The sequence below is a fragment of the Lutibacter maritimus genome (genome assembly GCF_900116115.1).
Classification (GTDB): Bacteria; Bacteroidota; Bacteroidia; order Flavobacteriales; family Flavobacteriaceae; genus Lutibacter; species Lutibacter maritimus.
Genome location: NZ_FOZP01000004.1, coordinates 92,913 through 109,892, shown reverse-complemented (window position 1 = coordinate 109,892; position 16,980 = coordinate 92,913). Strand labels below are relative to the sequence as shown.

19 protein-coding genes and 1 pseudogene are annotated in these 16,980 nt (G+C 28.7%); 18 read left to right on the top strand and 2 right to left on the bottom strand.

Annotation, left to right across the window (positions count from 1 at the left end; translation table 11 throughout):
• Positions 1-138: 138 nt before the first annotated feature.
• The 11 genes from BM335_RS07690 to BM335_RS07640 all read left to right on the top strand — a co-directional run bounded on the left by BM335_RS07690 (position 139) and on the right by BM335_RS07640 (position 10,576).
• Positions 139-1,515, top strand: coding sequence for a tryptophanase TnaA (locus tag BM335_RS07690; RefSeq protein WP_090225074.1), 1,377 nt, complete (start codon positions 139-141; stop codon positions 1,513-1,515).
• A 60-nt stretch (positions 1,516-1,575) separates the two neighbouring features.
• Positions 1,576-2,034, top strand: coding sequence for an RrF2 family transcriptional regulator (locus BM335_RS07685; RefSeq protein ID WP_245780640.1), 459 nt, complete (start codon positions 1,576-1,578; stop codon positions 2,032-2,034).
• A gap of 124 nt (positions 2,035-2,158) precedes the next feature.
• Positions 2,159-2,620 carry a c-type cytochrome gene (locus tag BM335_RS07680; RefSeq protein WP_090225069.1) on the top strand — a complete coding sequence of 154 codons (462 nt, stop codon included), beginning with the start codon at positions 2,159-2,161 and terminating at the stop codon, positions 2,618-2,620.
• Positions 2,621-2,630: 10 nt separating this feature from the next.
• On the top strand, positions 2,631-3,968 hold the full coding sequence (locus BM335_RS07675) for a cbb3-type cytochrome c oxidase subunit I (protein ID WP_090225066.1): 1,338 nt from the start codon (positions 2,631-2,633) through the stop codon (positions 3,966-3,968).
• Between the two features lie 133 nt (positions 3,969-4,101).
• Positions 4,102-4,881: a CbbQ/NirQ/NorQ/GpvN family protein gene (locus BM335_RS07670; protein ID WP_090225064.1), complete on the top strand. Its 780-nt coding sequence runs from the start codon at positions 4,102-4,104 to the stop codon at positions 4,879-4,881.
• Between the two features lie 18 nt (positions 4,882-4,899).
• Entirely contained in the window at positions 4,900-6,669 is a 1,770-nt protein-coding gene (locus BM335_RS07665) for a nitric oxide reductase activation protein NorD (protein ID WP_090225061.1), read from the top strand.
• An 8-nt stretch (positions 6,670-6,677) separates the two neighbouring features.
• Complete coding sequence (locus BM335_RS07660; protein ID WP_090225058.1) at positions 6,678-7,391, top strand: DUF542 domain-containing protein; 714 nt, start codon at positions 6,678-6,680, stop codon at positions 7,389-7,391.
• Positions 7,392-7,406: 15 nt separating this feature from the next.
• The gene (locus BM335_RS07655; protein ID WP_090225055.1) at positions 7,407-8,384 is read left to right on the top strand and encodes a DUF438 domain-containing protein; all 978 of its coding nucleotides are present in this window, start codon (positions 7,407-7,409) and stop codon (positions 8,382-8,384) included.
• 3 nt (positions 8,385-8,387) lie between these two features.
• On the top strand, positions 8,388-8,966 hold the full coding sequence (locus BM335_RS07650; protein ID WP_090225053.1) for a cytochrome c oxidase subunit 3: 579 nt from the start codon (positions 8,388-8,390) through the stop codon (positions 8,964-8,966).
• Position 8,967: 1 nt separating this feature from the next.
• The gene (locus tag BM335_RS07645; protein ID WP_090225051.1) at positions 8,968-9,216 is read left to right on the top strand and encodes a cytochrome C oxidase subunit IV family protein; all 249 of its coding nucleotides are present in this window, start codon (positions 8,968-8,970) and stop codon (positions 9,214-9,216) included.
• Positions 9,217-9,325: 109 nt separating this feature from the next.
• Complete coding sequence (locus BM335_RS07640) at positions 9,326-10,576, top strand: alginate export family protein (protein WP_090225049.1); 1,251 nt, start codon at positions 9,326-9,328, stop codon at positions 10,574-10,576.
• 212 nt (positions 10,577-10,788) lie between these two features.
• Here BM335_RS07640 and BM335_RS07635 read toward each other — a convergent pair whose 3' ends face one another.
• Positions 10,789-11,169, bottom strand: coding sequence for a DUF423 domain-containing protein (locus tag BM335_RS07635; protein WP_090225046.1), 381 nt, complete (start codon positions 11,167-11,169; stop codon positions 10,789-10,791).
• A gap of 630 nt (positions 11,170-11,799) precedes the next feature.
• On the opposite strand from BM335_RS07635, the gene BM335_RS07630 reads away from it, so the two are divergent.
• Positions 11,800-12,192 carry an HU family DNA-binding protein gene (locus BM335_RS07630; RefSeq protein ID WP_090225044.1) on the top strand — a complete coding sequence of 131 codons (393 nt, stop codon included), beginning with the start codon at positions 11,800-11,802 and terminating at the stop codon, positions 12,190-12,192.
• 117 nt (positions 12,193-12,309) lie between these two features.
• Here BM335_RS07630 and BM335_RS15900 read toward each other — a convergent pair.
• A pseudogene (locus BM335_RS15900) lies at positions 12,310-12,488 on the bottom strand (DUF423 domain-containing protein); the annotation flags it as partial.
• Positions 12,489-12,964: 476 nt separating this feature from the next.
• Here BM335_RS15900 and BM335_RS07625 point away from each other — a divergent pair.
• From BM335_RS07625 to BM335_RS07600, 6 genes are all read left to right on the top strand, one after another.
• Positions 12,965-13,153, top strand: a complete 189-nt coding sequence (locus tag BM335_RS07625; RefSeq protein ID WP_090225042.1) for a hypothetical protein — start codon at positions 12,965-12,967, stop codon at positions 13,151-13,153.
• Positions 13,154-13,245: 92 nt separating this feature from the next.
• Positions 13,246-13,953 (top strand): GLPGLI family protein, encoded by a 708-nt coding sequence (locus BM335_RS07620; protein ID WP_090225039.1) that lies wholly within the window; start codon positions 13,246-13,248, stop codon positions 13,951-13,953.
• Positions 13,954-13,969: 16 nt separating this feature from the next.
• Entirely contained in the window at positions 13,970-14,704 is a 735-nt protein-coding gene (locus tag BM335_RS07615; protein WP_090225036.1) for a GLPGLI family protein, read from the top strand.
• A gap of 31 nt (positions 14,705-14,735) precedes the next feature.
• Positions 14,736-15,482: a GLPGLI family protein gene (locus BM335_RS07610; protein WP_090225034.1), complete on the top strand. Its 747-nt coding sequence runs from the start codon at positions 14,736-14,738 to the stop codon at positions 15,480-15,482.
• A 486-nt stretch (positions 15,483-15,968) separates the two neighbouring features.
• Positions 15,969-16,196: a hypothetical protein gene (locus BM335_RS07605; protein WP_090225031.1), complete on the top strand. Its 228-nt coding sequence runs from the start codon at positions 15,969-15,971 to the stop codon at positions 16,194-16,196.
• Between the two features lie 70 nt (positions 16,197-16,266).
• A complete protein-coding gene (locus BM335_RS07600) occupies positions 16,267-16,980 on the top strand; it encodes a GLPGLI family protein (protein WP_090225029.1) in 714 nt (237 codons plus the stop codon).

Below are 16,980 nucleotides of genomic sequence, written 5' to 3'. Positions count from 1 at the left end.
AAGTTTTTTCAAACTATATTTTAACAGTTATTTAAATATAAAGCGCCCTGAGTGTTTTATGAAATAATTATTTACCTCGTTTTTGGTTATTAAACCACACATCACCTTACTTCTTTTATAAATATTAAAATTATTATTATGGAATTACCATATGCTGAACCGTATAAAATTAAAATGGTTGAAACTATTAACAGATCAACTAAAGAACAACGTTTAAAATGGATTAAAAAAGCGCATTATAATTTATTTAACCTTTCTTCAGATAAAGTTTTTATTGATTTATTAACCGATTCTGGAACTGGTGCTATGAGTGATAAACAGTGGGCGGAAATGATGATAGGAGATGAAAGTTATGCGGGATCATTATCATTTAAAAAATTAAAGAAGACAGTAAAAAATATAACTGGTTTTAAGTATTTTTTACCAACGCATCAAGGAAGAGCTGCTGAAAATGTGTTATTTTCTACCTTGGTAAAAGAAGGCGATGTTGTGCCTGGAAACTCACATTTTGATACAACAAAAGGACATATTGAATTCAGAAAAGCAACCGCAATTGATTGCACAATTGATGAAGCATTTGATACATCAGTAGTACATCCGTTTAAAGGAAATATAGATATAAAAAAATTAGAATCTGTATTTAATAAATATCCAAAAGAAAAAATTCCATTTGTAATTTTAACCATTACATGTAATAGTGCGGGTGGACAGCCTGTATCTGTTAAAAACACAAAAGAAGTTTCTGAACTTTGTAAAAAATACGGAATCCCTTTATATTTTGATGCTGCACGTTTTTCTGAAAACGCCTATTTTATCAAAAAAAGAGAAGAAGGTTATGCTGATAAAACGATTAAAGAAATTGTAAAGGAAGTTTTTTCTTATGGTGATGGAATGACAATGAGTGCAAAAAAAGATGGTTTGGTAAATATGGGTGGTTTTATTGCGCTTAATAACAAAGAAGTTTTTAAACAAGCAACTGTTTTTAATATTATGTTTGAAGGTTTTATTACCTATGGAGGGATGAATGGTAGAGATATGGGTGCATTGGCAGTTGGATTAAATGAATCTACAGAATTTAATTATTTAGAAAGTAGGGTAGAGCAAGTTGCATATTTAGGTCAAAAGTTGGTAGATTATGGTGTTCCTGTGCAACAACCATTTGGCGGTCATGCTATTTATTTAGATGCTAATAAATTTGTACCAACCATTCCAAGAGAAGAATACAGAGGACAAGCATTAGCTGTAGAATTATACGTTGTTGGTGGAATTCGTGGTGTTGAAATTGGGACAGTTTTAGCAGATAGAGATCCGGTTACAAGAGAAAATAGATATCCAGAATTAGAATTAGTTAGATTAGCAATACCAAGAAGAACGTACACAAATAATCATATGGATTACATTGCTGCTTCTATTAAAAATATTTATGACACTAGAAATGAAGCAAAATCTGGATATATCATTTCAGATGAGGCTCCTATAATGAGGCACTTTACAGTTAAATTCAAAAAAATATAATACTTGTTACTCTTTTTTTATTAATTTTACCAAAAAAAGAAATCAAAAATATTATTTATTATGATGTTATCTCGTGCAAGTAAGTATGCTATTTTATCAACATTGTTTTTAGCAGAACATTCAAGTGAAACCCATAAAATAAGTGTAAAAGTCATTGCCGAAAGTATTGATGTACCTAATCCATTTTTGGCAAAATTGTTTCAACAATTAGTACGAGGCAAAATTATTTCTTCAACAAAAGGTCCTAATGGTGGTTTCTATTTAACTAAAAAGAACGGAAAAAGAACTGTATTAGATATAATTGAAAATATTGATGGATTAACTAGGTTAAACGAATGTTTTTTAGGGCTTTCTGAATGTGATGGCGCAAATCCTTGTCCAGTTCATTTTATTGTTGAGCCATTTAAAAATGGTATTTTAGGAAAGTTTAGAGATTTAACTATTATGGAATTTTCTAAAGAGATTACTTCGCAAGGAAGAAAATTAACCCTAAAAGATATTACACCTGAATTTAAATAAAATTAAAATTATGACAATTATCATAATTCAAATAAATATTTTATTTACTTTTGTACCATATAAAAGATAAAAAGGTCTTAATATATATTAATAATCAATTTAACTAAATTAAACTCTTTTAAACATGTTATCTAAAAAACAAGCAAGGGCGTTCTTTCTTGGCGGTACATTGGTAACTTTCCTAATTTTTATAGGACTTACAGTGTATTCATTATCGGAAGCAACGGATCAAACAAATCATGAAAATCTTACTGCAGAAGTGGTTAGAGGTAAAGAAATTTGGGAATCAAATAACTGTATGGGATGTCATACTATTTTAGGCGAAGGAGGCTATTATGCACCTGAGCTTACAAAAGTAGTGGACAGATTAAACCAACGTTATGATGGAAATGGAGAGGAAGTAATTAAAAGTATTCTAATGTCTAAAGGACCTTGGCAACCAAACGGTAGAAAAATGGTGGCGTACGGAATGACAGAACAAGAAGCTACTGATGTAATAGCATTTTTTAAATGGATTGGAGAGATTGATTTAAATGGTTTTGACAGAATTGTTTCGCCTTTAGCAAAAGATAAAATTAACAACTAAAAATCACATTATGAAATATAAATCACAAAAAGTAGCATATTGGTTTTTTGCCCTTTCAATGCTCTTATTAATATTACAAATTACATACGGTTTTATTATGGGTTTTGCCCGAATAGGATTTGATAACTTACACGATTTTATTCCTTTTAACACTGCAAGAGCCGTACATACAAATTTATTAGTTGTTTGGCTATTATCTGGTTTTATGGGAGCAGCTTATTATATTATTCCAGAAGAAGCTCAAAAAGAATTGGTAAGTGTAAAATTAGCATATGTCCAATTAATTAGCTTAGCAATTGTTGGAGTTATAGCAATTGTTGGTTATCATTTTAATTATTGGGAAGGACGTAAATTTTTAGAAATTCCTCGTCCGTTAGATTATTTAGTAGTTGTAAACGTATTATTATTCCTCGGTTTAATTTTAACCACATTATTTAAAGGAAAACGCCAAACTACTACTGCGTTAGTGCTTTCTATGGGATTATTATTTGCAGCATTATTGTACTTACCAGGAATGTTACCTTTTGATAGCCAAGTTACCGATTCATTTTTCCGTTGGTGGGTTGTTCATTTATGGGTTGAAGGTGTTTGGGAATTAATTATGGGTGGTATTTTATCATTTTTATTAATAAAATTAACAGGTGTTGATAGAGAAGTTATTGAAAAATGGTTATACGTAATTGTTGGTTTAACTTTCTTATCTGGAGTTTTAGGAACAGGTCACCACTATTATTACATAGGTGTAAATAAAATTTGGTTAGTTGTTGGTGGAATATTTTCAGCATTAGAGCCTTTAGCTTTCTTAGCAATGGCATTATTTGCAGTAAATATGTATAGAAAAGGTGAGAAAAAACATCCAAACAAATTAGCATTATACTGGACATTAGGTTCTGCAATTGTATCTTTTGTAGGAGCTGGTTTATTAGGATTTGCACATACATTACCTCAAACAAATTTATATACACACGGAACTTTAGTAACAGCAATGCACGGACATTTAGCTTTTTGGGGAGCATACGCAATGATTGTTTTAGCAATTATAAGTTATAGTTTACCAAATATGACTGGTAGAAAATTATATGAAAGTACTAGAGGTAGAGCAGCATTTTGGCTAGCAAATATTGGTATGATTGGAATGACAGTTGCTTTTGGAGTTGCTGGTGTTGCACAAGTTTATTTAGAACGTAAGTTTGGAATGGATTTTATGAAAGTTCAAAAAGAAATTAGTATCCATTTTGTTGTTTTAGTGTTGTGTGCAACGATGTTTACAACCGGAATTGTATTATATATTATTGATTTTTATAAGCACGGTAAGCCAACTGATGAGGCATTACAGATTAATGAATAATTAGCTGAAAAATTTAAATTGTAGTTTTTTAGATTGATGCCAGAGTTTAAGATAATTAGCAAATACCCATACTTGTTTGCACAATAGTCAAAGGCTCTGGTTTTCAACTCTAATAAATCAAAAAAAGAAGAAAATGAACACGCAATTACCATATTATCATCAAATAGGAAAAGAAGTTGAAGTGTTTGAACACGCTTATAAAAATAAGATTCCATTTTTATTAAAAGGACCAACAGGAACTGGAAAATCTCGGTTTGTAGAATTTATGGCTTCAAAATTAGATAAAAAGCTAATTACAATAAGTTGTCACGAAGAAACTTCATCAACAGATTTAGTTGGAAGGTATATTATAAAAGGAGCAGAAACAATTTGGTCGGATGGACCTTTAACAACAGCAATTAAACAAGGCGCCATTATTTATTTAGATGAAATTGCTGAAGCTAGGCCAGATGTTATTGTTGCTATTCATTCACTCACAGATCATAGGCGAGAATTGTTTATTGATAAGTTAGGAATTATAGTAAAAGCACATGAAGATTTTATGTTAGTTGCATCTTTTAATCCAGGTTATCAAAAAGGATTTAAAGAATTAAAACCATCTACTCGCCAGCGTTTTATTGCAAGTTCTTTTGCATATCCTGAAGAAAAAATTGAGATTGAAATTTTGGTGAATGAAGCTGGTATTGAAGCTGGTATTGCTAAAAAGCTAGTAAATATTGCTACAAAAATTAGAAATCTAACGGAACTAGGTTTAGCAGAAACTGTTTCAACACGTTTGTTGGTGGATGCAGCAAAATTAATTCATAGTGGTTTACCAAAAAGATTATCGGTAGAAGTTGCTATTGTAGAACCTTTAACAGATGATTTAGAAGTGATTGAAGCACTGAAAGATTTATGTAATTTGATGATATAATTTGCCAAAAAATAAAGAATGTTCGAACCAGATGAATACATATTTACCAAATTAGCTTTTTATTTTAAAAGAAAGAAAAAAGAGAAAGAGAATGCGAATTTGTACACTGTTAATTTAGAAGATATAAAACCTAGATTAACCATATTGGCGCGCGCAATTACTGGTAATTCTATCGAAATTTACGAGGCTGAAAGAGAAGGTGGTTATAAAAACAATAATTTCTTTTTACCTACAAAATTTTCTGATTTTCAGTCGATTGATGAAAATATTGCGTTCTATTTATTTCGAGTTTTATACTTATCAATTCAAAAGAATTTAAATTTAAATTGGAACGATCATCAAGAACATGAGTTAATAGAATCACAACAAAAAGCACAAGAAACATCTCAACAAATATTAGTATCGTTATTTGAGCAATTTCCCATAACTAAAAAATACTATGCGAACTTTAAAAAGTTCTATACAAACAAAGTAAAAGAAGAAGAAGTGGCAGATTATTCATTTATCTACGGAAAATGGATGCGAAACAACCCTGAAGAAGCTTCAGAAAACACATTAAATAATTTTACAGATAAAGTAAAAAAAGCCAATGAAGAACAACCGAAAACCATTTTAAAATCAAAAGCTGTTGAAGAAATTATTTCTGTGCAAGTTGATGTAAAGCAACAAGAAGATGCTGTTTTACAACATCAGTTTGAAAAAGTTGAAACAGCAGAAGAATTTGGTGGTAATTTTAGAGATTTTGATGGGGAAGATGAATTGGATGATCATTCAAATGCGTTGGAAGATGTTAATATGAAATATACCGTACGTGTTGATGATACCGCGCATTCTGTATATCAGGCAGATTTTATTGAAAATACAACCGTTTCTGAAAGTGCTGAAATTGATGCCAATGGCTATCATATTAAATATGATGAATGGGATTATACAAAACGTACTTATAAACCAGATTTTTGCAAAGTATACCCAAAAACTTTGCTAAAAAATGATGTGAATTATTACAAAAAAACGATAAAGGAAAACAATAGTACCTTAATGGGTTTGCGTAAAATGTTGACAACGGTAAACAATAAATTGCAACAACAACGCAGACAAACACAAGGTGATGAATTTGATATTGATGCTATTACAGATTTGTTTGTAGATGTACATTCTAACCACACACCTTCAGAAAATATTTACATTTCAAAACGTAAAAAGGAGAAAGATTTATCCATTTTATTGCTGTTAGATATCAGTTTATCAAGTGATGGTTATGCCGCAGGAAATCGCGTAATTGATGTAGAAAAGCAAGTTTCTATTTTGTTTGGAGAAATTTTAAATGAATTTAATATCGATTTTTCTATCGATTGTTTTTACTCTAAAACTAGAAATCATTCTTCATACATCACCATAAAAGATTTTGATGAAGATTGGAATAAAGCCAAATTTAAAGTTGGCGCTGTAGCGCCAAGTGGTTATACCAGAATTGGTGCTGCTTTGCGTCATTCTGGTGCGATGTTAGATAAGCGAAGTACTAAAAATAAATGGGTGATTTTACTGTCAGACGGCAAACCAAATGATTACGATAAATACGAAGGTAAGTACGGCGTAAATGATGTAAAACAAGCGTTAAGAGAATTAAATGAACGCAATATAAATTCGTATGCTTTAGCTATTGAAGCACAAGCAAAATATTATTTACCGCAAATGTTTGGACAAAATCATTATCAAATATTAACAACACCAGTTGAATTGTTAAGGTCTATGGTTCAACTATATGAAAAAATAAAACATCAATCATAAAATTTAAAATGATGAATATTACAAAAGAGAATACAGTTGCAGAAATTGTTTCAAAAAAATTAGGATCTGATCACGTTTTTAGCAAATACAAAATCGATTTTTGTTGTGGAGGTGGCGTTACTTTAGAAAACGCTTGTAAAGAAATTGGAATTGAGTTTAACGTTTTAAAGCAAGAAATTGAAGCTTTAAATTCAAAAATATCGGGAGAACATGATTTAAACGATTTAGATATTAGTTCACTAATTGATCAAATTAGTGAAGAATACCACAATTACATTGAAGAAAATTTACCGCAAATTATGCCAATTGCAGCTAAAGTAGCGCAGGTTCATGGAGGTCATGCAAAAGAAGTTGTTGAAATTAATACGTTATTACAAGCTGTTGAGGTGGTGTTGGTTGAAATGCTAAAAAATACAGAAACTACTTTGTTTCCAACTATTGAAAGTGTTTTAGAGTTAAACAATAAATTCGATGAAATTTCAACAGATCAAATAGATGGAATTAAAAAAGCCATCAATAAAACTGAAATTGCACAACAATTAGTGAGTGATACTTTTAAAGAAATTTCAAATTTATCTACACATTATACTGTTCCTGCAGATGGTTGTAATTCGTTCCGTTTTTTATATGAAAAATTACACGAATTAGATCATCAACTTCAAAAATATGTACATTTTAATAAACACGTTTTTTTTCCAAAAGTGTTGAAATTAATAGCCTAATAAAAAATTAAAAAAATGAATTCATTTTTAACTACTGTAGAAAAACTGCCAACGGGGCATCCAGTAAAAGTATATTACCAAGAAAGCGAATTAATTCAGAATTTATTAGCTGAATTATATGATGTTAATCCAGTAGCTGATTTTCAAAAATATTTTAATATTTTCAATCAATTAACAACTATTGAAAAACGATTTTCACGCAAAGAAAATCAATTATTTCCATATTTAGAAAAGCACGGTTGGGAAGGTCCAAGTCAAGGAATGTGGTCATTTCATGACAATTTACGTGATCAAATACGTTTATTAAATACCTATAATTCAGAAAGAAATACACAGAAAATTGTAGATAATATTCCGTATTTAGTGGAAGGAATTAAGCGTTTATTAACCATTGAACATATGAAATTATTTCCAAATTCAATGGAATTATTATCGGAAGACGAATGGAAAGAATTTTACCAAGGCGATGAGGAAATTGGTTGGATGTTATTAGAAAAACCATTACCATATCCTGCAATTGAGCAAGAAACATATGTGCACCCAAGTGAAGATTTTACACAACGCGATTTATCTTTTTCGTTGGAAAACACGTTTCATTACGACGAAGGTTATATGACTCCTGAACAAGTAAATTTATTACTTCGTTTTTTGCCAGTTGACATTACGTTTGTGGATGAAAATGATAAAGTAATTTTTTACAATAGAGGAGATGATAGAGTTTTTCCAAGAAGTAAAGGAATTATTGGACGTGAAGTTCGTTTTTGTCATCCACCAAAAAGTGTAGATATGGTATTGCGAATTGTAGCCGAATTTAAAGCTGGAACAAAAGATGTTGCAGAGTTTTGGTTCAACTTTAGAGGAAGAATTATTCATATCAGATATTTCGCTATTAGAGATAATGATAAGAAATACAGAGGTGTTATTGAAATGTCACAGGACGTAACAGATATTCAAAAATTAGAAGGCGAAAAACGTTTGTTAGATTGGGATTAATTTATGGATACTTCAACAATTAACAGCAAAAATATTGCGTATCCGCCAGGAGGAATTTTACTATGGATTATCATCTTTTTAGAATTATTCACTTTTGGCGCAGCTTTAGTTGCAATGGTTTTGTATAGTAAAGATGAACCTGAAATTTTTCATCAATCTAAATTATTATTGAATACTACTTTTGGTGCAATCAATACCATTTTTTTATTAACCAGTGGGTTTTTTATGGCAAAATCGGTAGAAAATTTTAAAGAAAATAAGATTGAAAAAGCTACTTTTTTTCTAAAATTAACAATGGTTGGTGGCGTGTTGTTTTTACTATTAAAAAGCGTTGAATATTATTTTAAACTACAAGCAGGTTTAACAATTGGTTACAATACATTTTTTTCATTTTATTGGATGTTAACCTTGTTTCATGTAATTCATGTGGTGGTTGGATTGGTTATTTTACTATTTAATTATGTTGGTTTTAAAAGAAAATCTACCCTAAACTTAGAAGATTTTGAAGCAAGTGCTGCGTTTTGGCATATGTGCGATTTAATTTGGTTATTATTATTTCCCGTAATCTATTTACTTTTTTAAAATGAGAAAAAACCTTCTTTTAATAGTTTGGCTAGTATTAATTATGCTTACAATTTGTACAGCATTGGTATCAAATTCAACACTTGTAACAACAGTTGCTGTAACTTTTATATTGGTGCTTGCTGCCATTAAATTTATTTTAGTTGCAAATTATTTTATGGAAATGAAAAAAGCACATTCTTTTTGGAAATTTTCAATAATATTTTATTTAATTATAGTAATGGGAACGCTACTATTTATTTTAAAATAGCAAAGTTGATAAAAATCATTATTTACTTCTTTTATTGCGCGTATTTTCGCCATATAAAGACAAAGAGGTCTTTATATATTTAACTGAAAAATAATTAAAACAAATACCAATGAGAAAGTATTTTTATTTTACACTTTTAGTTACATTAATTGTAACAACTAATTATGCGCAACAATTTGATTTATCTGCCGAATTAAGACCGCGTTTTGAAAATAAACATGGTTACGGTTCATTGCTAGCAACAAATGCAGATGGTGCCAACTTTATTTCACAGCGATCACGTTTAAACTTTAATTTTAGTCAAGATAAAATTAAAATTGGAATGTCTTTACAAAACGTTAGAGTTTGGGGAGATATTAGTACTTTAGGCGCTGATGACAATGCTACAATGTTACACGAAGCTTGGGCAGAAGCATTATTATCTGACAGTTTTTCATTAAAATTAGGGCGTCAAGAAATTGTATATGATGACAGTAGAATTTTTGGAAACGTAGGTTGGGCACAACAAGCTAGAAGCCATGATGCTATGATTGCTAAATTTAAACTTTCAGAAAAGAGTAATTTAGATATAGGTTTTGCTTTAAATGCTGATAGCCAAGCAGGTGTAGATAATTTATACAGCAATATTGCAGGTTACAAAACATTTCAATATGCATATTATCACACAGCAATTGATAAAGTTGGTTTAAGTTTATTGGCTTTAAATAATGGTGTTGAATATTTAAATGCTGGAGATCAAAAAGTAGATTACTCACAAACAATAGGTACGTATATTACGTATAAAGAAGGAAAATTTGCTTCAGATTTCTCTATATATGTTCAAACTGGAAAAATTTCTGATAAAGATGTAAGTGCTTCTAATTTTTCTGGAAACATAAGTTATAAAGCTTCCGATTTATTTTCTTTTGGTGTAGGTGCTGAATATTTAAGTGGGAAAGACACAAATGACACAAGTTTAGACGTAAAATCCTTCAATCCGTTATATGGTACCAACCATAAATTTAATGGTTGGATGGATTATTTTTATGTTGGAAACCACGGTGGATCAGTTGGTTTAGTAGATGTAAATGGTTTTGTTGGGTATAATAAAGATAAGTTTTCAGCAAAGGTTATGCCTCATTTCTTTTCATCTGCTGCTGATATTTATAGCGGAACTACTAAAATGGACAGTAAATTAGGAACTGAAATTGATCTAACAATTGGATATAAAGTAGCTAATAATATTGCATTTAGCGCAGGTTATTCTAAAATGTACGGAACAAATTCTATGGAAGTATTAAAAGGTGGTGGTAAAGATGAAAACAGTTCTTGGAGCTGGATTATGTTTACATTTAATCCTAAATTATTTTCTTCAAAATAATTTATAGACAAAAGCTTTAGTTAGTTGTTTTAAAAAAAGAGGCTGTTTAAAAAGTCTAGAAACACGTCATGCTGAACTTGATTCAGCATCTTATCATATTGATCATCGATCACAATGAGAACCTGTGTATCTACTTCGCTCAATAATCTGTTGCTGAGTGAAATAGATGCATAAGTTGACTAAAATTCTACTTTCAATACAGCCTCTTTATGTTATAAATTCAAAATTGAAAAACATAACAAAATCCAGCCGCATACTAATAATAAACCACCTAAAGGCGTAATTGGGCCTAAAAACTTTAATTTTTTATTATTTGCAGATGAAATAACCAAACCATAAATACTGAATGAAAAAAGTATAATTCCAATCATAAAGCTATATACCATATATTTTTCTAATGTAGTATCTAAACTTAAATTAAAGCCAATAACCAATAAAACAATAGCGTGATATAGTTGGTATTTTACACCAGTTTCAAAACTTTTTAATTGATCTTCATTTAGTATTTTTTTTAATGCATGTGCACCAAAAGCACCAAAAATAACGGCTAAACCTCCTAAAATACTGGCAAAAAGTAATGTAAATTGTGACATAAAAAATAGTTTGGTGTAAATGTAGCTATTCTTATTTGTAAATGAAACTGATTGAAAAACTTTAAAATAGCAGGACTAATTTCAAGGCTTTTTAGATAGCTTGGTTCTAAATAAATGATGATTTTTTGTTCATAATTAATAGGTCTTACTTATTACATATCAATATATTTTTAGTATCTTTAACACGTTAGGTGTAATTTTTAAAAACGTCAGTTCGAGTGTTTTTTGTGTATTGCAAAGGAACAAAAAATGTATCGAGAACCATTTTTTAAGATAAATTTTCTAGTCCTCGATACAATTTTCTATCGAAAATCACTCGAACTGACGAAAACTTAACTTAAAAAACTAATTACACTCAATGGGTTATTTTTAATTTAATATAAATACACACGTTTAACTTTCTTTAATTCAGTGTATTACTTCATTTAAAAGATGTGTATTTTTTAGTAGTACAATTTTCTTAATTAAATAGCTCAATATTTACAAATTAATAGTACTATATTTTTAAATAAAAAGCACTATATTTACTTCAACTATCAAGTAAAAAAACTCATTTATACAAGAAAACAATTCATTTACTAGAAGAAGAAATAAATACAACTATACGTTATAAATTTTAATACTCACATTATGCCATTACAATATCGATTTTCAAAACGAAGAAATCCTTTGAATACAGATGAAATACAGCATATTATGCAAGCTGTAAGTACAGGTACGGTAGATTTAGACCAAATAGCGTATGAAATTAGTAATGAATGTTCTTTAAGTGCTGTTGATGTTAAATTTGTTTTAATGGCATTGGCTCCTAAAATGTTATTTCATTTGCAAGATGGCAAAATAGTTGATATAGAACATTTAGGAAAGTTTAAAATTGGAATGAAAGGCAAAGCGCAACCTTCACAAGCATTATTACGCGTAAAGGGCATTCAAAAATTTCATTTAAATTTTCAGCCTGCTGTACAAATTAAACGTTGGTTAAAAAAAGGAATTCAAATTAGAAAAGAACCACCCAAAAAATAGCTTGACAACAATAAAATTGTACCTTTTTTAACGGTAATGATAATTTTAAATGCACAGCTTCCAACACAGTATCATTTTAAAGGCATTACTTACTTATTTAGATTATTTGTAAACTACAAGTTGGTATTTAACACCAGTTTCAAAACTTTTTAGTTGATCTTCATTCAATATTTTTTTAATGCATGCGCCCCAAAAGCACCAAATATTACAGCTAAACCTCCTAAAATACTGATAAAAAGCAATGTAAATTGTATCCTAAAAAATAGTTTGCCAAGTCTTTTTTTTTTTTTATACATTTAACCTGAAGAAAGATTTAAAACCCAATACAAAATTGTTATATGAAAAAGAATACTGCTGTAAATTGCTATTTACCACATATTTTTAAGAATAAGGAGTAAACTCATATTAAGAGATTTTTTTGTTGCCTTTAAGTTTTATTTAAAACTTAAAGAAGGTAATTATATATTGTTAATAAGCGGAGAAAAAATAAAAATCCTCTGCTGGTAAAAATTTTAAGAACACAATACGCTAATAAAATGTTTAACCTAAAACCAACCAACTATGACATAGCTAATTAATACAAACAGAGGAAGTGTTGCAAAAGTAATACACCTCGCAGAACTGACAAAATATAAAAGCGCAATTATGCGCATTTAAAAAATTAATTTTAGGAGCAATTTTTTTAGTACTGGCAATTAATATTGAAGCTCATGAAGCTAAAGAAAATGAAGTTTTAAATGATTATAAAGTTTTAATTAAAACAATAAATTCAATGGAGTTTAATTATGAATTAACAGAAATTTCAGAAATTTTTAATATAGCTGAGGAAAGCTGTTTGAGTAAAGCATATAATGCAGCAAATGAAATTGAAGAAAATAGTGATCAAGATTGGTCAAGTGAAGAATGGGGAAGAGTTTTTCGTAATCTTTTCGATTTATGCAATGAATTTAACGAATATTAAATAAAAAACTTAATTTAATGAGCGATTAAGGGTTCATTAGTTAACTTTTTTTTATAATGAATCCTTAATTTTTTAATTAAAATATTTAAAAAATGAGATATTTAAAAACTTTATTATTGATAAGTATAGTTTTAATAACATTTATTTCACAGAGTACTTATAGTCAAAATATAAATGGACAAATTGTTTACTCAGCAGAATTTAATATGGATAATAGTAAATCTTTGTCAATGGATTCAGATAAATTACTATACATATTAAGTTTTTCTAGCAATGAATCTATTTTTAAAAAACAAGACGTTTTAGTAAATGAAAATGATAAGAAATTAGGTTTAGTTACAATTTTTGCTGGAAATGGAATTTTTTATTCAAATGTAAAAGCAAATGAAAGAATAAATCAAAAAGAGTATTATGGAGAATTATTTTTGGTTGATTATCCCTTAATAAAGTGGGAATTAACTCAAGAAGAAAAGATAATTGGAAAATATTCTTGTTTAAAAGCAACAGCAGTAAAGTATTTTAAAAACAGAAAAGGAATTACTAAGGAAAGAGAAGTTGTTGCTTGGTATACAACTGAAATACCAGTTAATTTTGGACCTAAAGAATATGACAATTTACCAGGTTTAATTTTAGAATTACAAGAAGGAAACCTAACTTTTTCAGCTTTAAAAATTGAATTAAACCTAGATTCCTTGGTTATAAATAAACCAATAGAAGGAAAGAAGGTATCGTCAGAAGAATATGAAAATATTGTAAAAAAATTGACACAGGATTTTATGAAAAAGCACCAGAATAATTAAAATAAATTTCAATAAAATGAAAAAAATAATTCTTTTATCAACACTATTATTATTTACAGTACTAAGTTTTTCTCAGAATGGGAAAGTTTTTGTTATGTATAAAAAAGATATAATAAACTACTACCCAATAAATAATAGCAATCCAGAGAAGCAAAAAATAATGAATACCATACAAGATGGTTTAAAAGAAAGTAGCAATAGTTTACGGTACAATCTGATTATTAATAATAATGAATCATTATTTTCCTTAGAAGAAAATTTAGCGATTGAAACAGATGAAAAATCACTAAAATTTATTGTAGGTGCGGGAGGTGCAAGTGGCGATTTTTATATGAATTTAAAAACAAAAGAGGCTATAAGAAGTGTTGAGCTGTCAGGAGAAATTTTTAATATAGTTTCTAATTTAGACTCCATAAAATGGCAAATTACAAATGAGAGTAAATTAATAGGCAACTATAAATGTTATAAGGCACTCACTACAAAAGTTGTTGAAAATAATGTAGGTATATTTAAGCATCCTGTTGAAGCTTGGTTTGTTCCTGAAATTCCATTTGGTTTTGGTCCTGTAGGTTTTGGCGGTTTACCGGGTTTAATTATAGAAATACAATATCAAAACGTTCGTTTTTATGCCTCAACAATTGAGTTAAATACTAAAAAAGGCACTAAAATAGTGAAACCAGCAAAAGGTAAAGAAGTTACAAAGGATGAATACAATGAAATAAGCAAAAAAAAAGGGCGTATGATTTTTTAAAGAGCATAAAACGAAATTAATACTCATCCACATGAATTCAATAAAAAACATTTTTTTACTCGTACTCATATTTTCAATTTACAACACAAATTATGCACAAAAATTTACGGGTGAAGTAGTTTATAAATATAGAGCTTCAGATATGTTTAATATAGATTCATTGAAACAATTTGGTAAGCCAGGAGCGGCAGAGGCACTTTATACTATAAATGAAAGCATAAAGGAATATCAAGACTCCTTTCAGTTTAATTTGATTTTTAATAAAGACAGTTCCAATTATTTTTGGAAAGAAATTTTAGGTTCAGAAAATAATATGATTAGTATAGATTATGCTAAAATTTTTACAGCAAGCGATAGTTTTTTTTATACAAGTATTAAAGATAGTATTTCATTAGAGGAATTAGGTTCTTATGATAAGGGAATGATTATAAAAAGAAATTTAAATGAAATTGGTTGGAAATTATCAAACGAATCCAAACAAATAGGAGCTTATATTTGCTTTAAAGCAACAGCTATAAAAGTAAACCCTAAAAAAAAGATAGCAATTGAAGCTTGGTATACTCCTCAAATTGCAAATGGTTTTGGTCCAAAATATTATGCAGGTTTACCAGGTCTTATTTTAGAATTAACAGAAGGCGGTATAACATATTATGCAAGTTCAATAAAATTAAATCCTAAAAATGAGCCTAAAATTAAAAAGCCTGAAAAAGGTAAAATTATAACTCATGAGCAATTATTAAATAAATATAAAGAAATTGATAAAAGTAGAAGAAATTAGCTTTTTTTAAAAATAAGATAAATATTATTCTTATTTATAACCATTTTAAATGTAGCTAATTAGTAAAAATATTTTGCCAAGTCTTTTTTTTTTTTTTATACATTTAACCTGAAGAAAGATTTAAAACCTAATATAAAATTGTTATATGAAAAAGAATACTGCTGTAAATTGCTATTTACCACATATTTTTAAGAATAAGGAGTAAACTCATATTAAGAGTTTTTTTGTTGCCTTTAAGTTTTAAATAAAACTTAAAGAAGGTAATTATATATTGTTAATAAGCGGAGAAAAAATAAAAATCCTCTGCTGGTAAAAATTTTAAGAACACAATACGCTAATAAAATGTTTAACTTAAAACCACTAACTATTATGACATAGCTACTATATACAAACAGCCAAAAGTGTTGCAAAAGTAATACACCTCGCAGAACTAACAAAATATTAAAGCGCAATTATGCGCTAGTAACAAATTTAAATTTTAATAAAATGAAAAAAATAATTTTAAGTATAGTATTTGTTTTTGCAAGTTTAGCAATGGTGAATGCGAATTCAAGTATAGAAGACAAAGTTGTAAAAGTTAGAGATTGTGTTGATCAAGCCATGGGTAACGTTGAAACAGTTGCAATGGTTAATGAAGAAGATATTCGAGGGGAGTATCAGGATTATTATCTTGAACTTTATATGGAGTTTTATCTTGACTGTATGGCAAATTAGTATAACAAATTTGTTTAATTACAACCGAGTATTAATATATTAATACTCGGTTGTTCAAATTCTATTTAAAATGAAAATTTATATTTTAATAATAACCTGTTTATATACTACTTTTTTGTTTGCTCAAAACAACATTGAAGGAAAAGTAACATATACTATTAGTTATAATAAAGCCAACCAAAAAGAGATTGTTGAAACTGAAAATAATAAACAGGCAATAAAAGCTATAAATAATTCCAAAGATATTACTGCAAGCTTATTTTTTTCTAATAATGAATCTCTTTACAAATTGGATACTCCAATGGAGAATGATGCAGATCAAGGAATTAATTTGACTCGAACCTTTGCAGGAAAAGGAGATGTGTTTTATAATGACGTTTCAAATGATATACATTTGTTACAAAAAAGTAATGCGGCTGGTAAATTTTTAATTAATAAAAAACCGATTACTTGGGAAATTAAACAAGAATCAAAAAAAATAGGGACTTATAATTGTTTTAAAGCAATAAAAAAAGATACTTTAAATTCAAATAATAAGACAGTAGCTTGGTTTACACCACAAATTCCAGTAAGCTTTGGACCAAAAGAATATAATGGCCTGCCAGGCTTAATTTTGGAATTAGAACATTCTTTACTAAGTTATAGAGCTACAAAAATAAAGCTAAACTCAAAGAGACCTGTTCGTATAGAAAAGCCAAATGCTGGGATAAAAGTAACAGAGGAGGAGTATCGTAATTTATTAAAGGATTATTTTCCAGGGTTTTTTAAGGAAAGAAAAAAATGA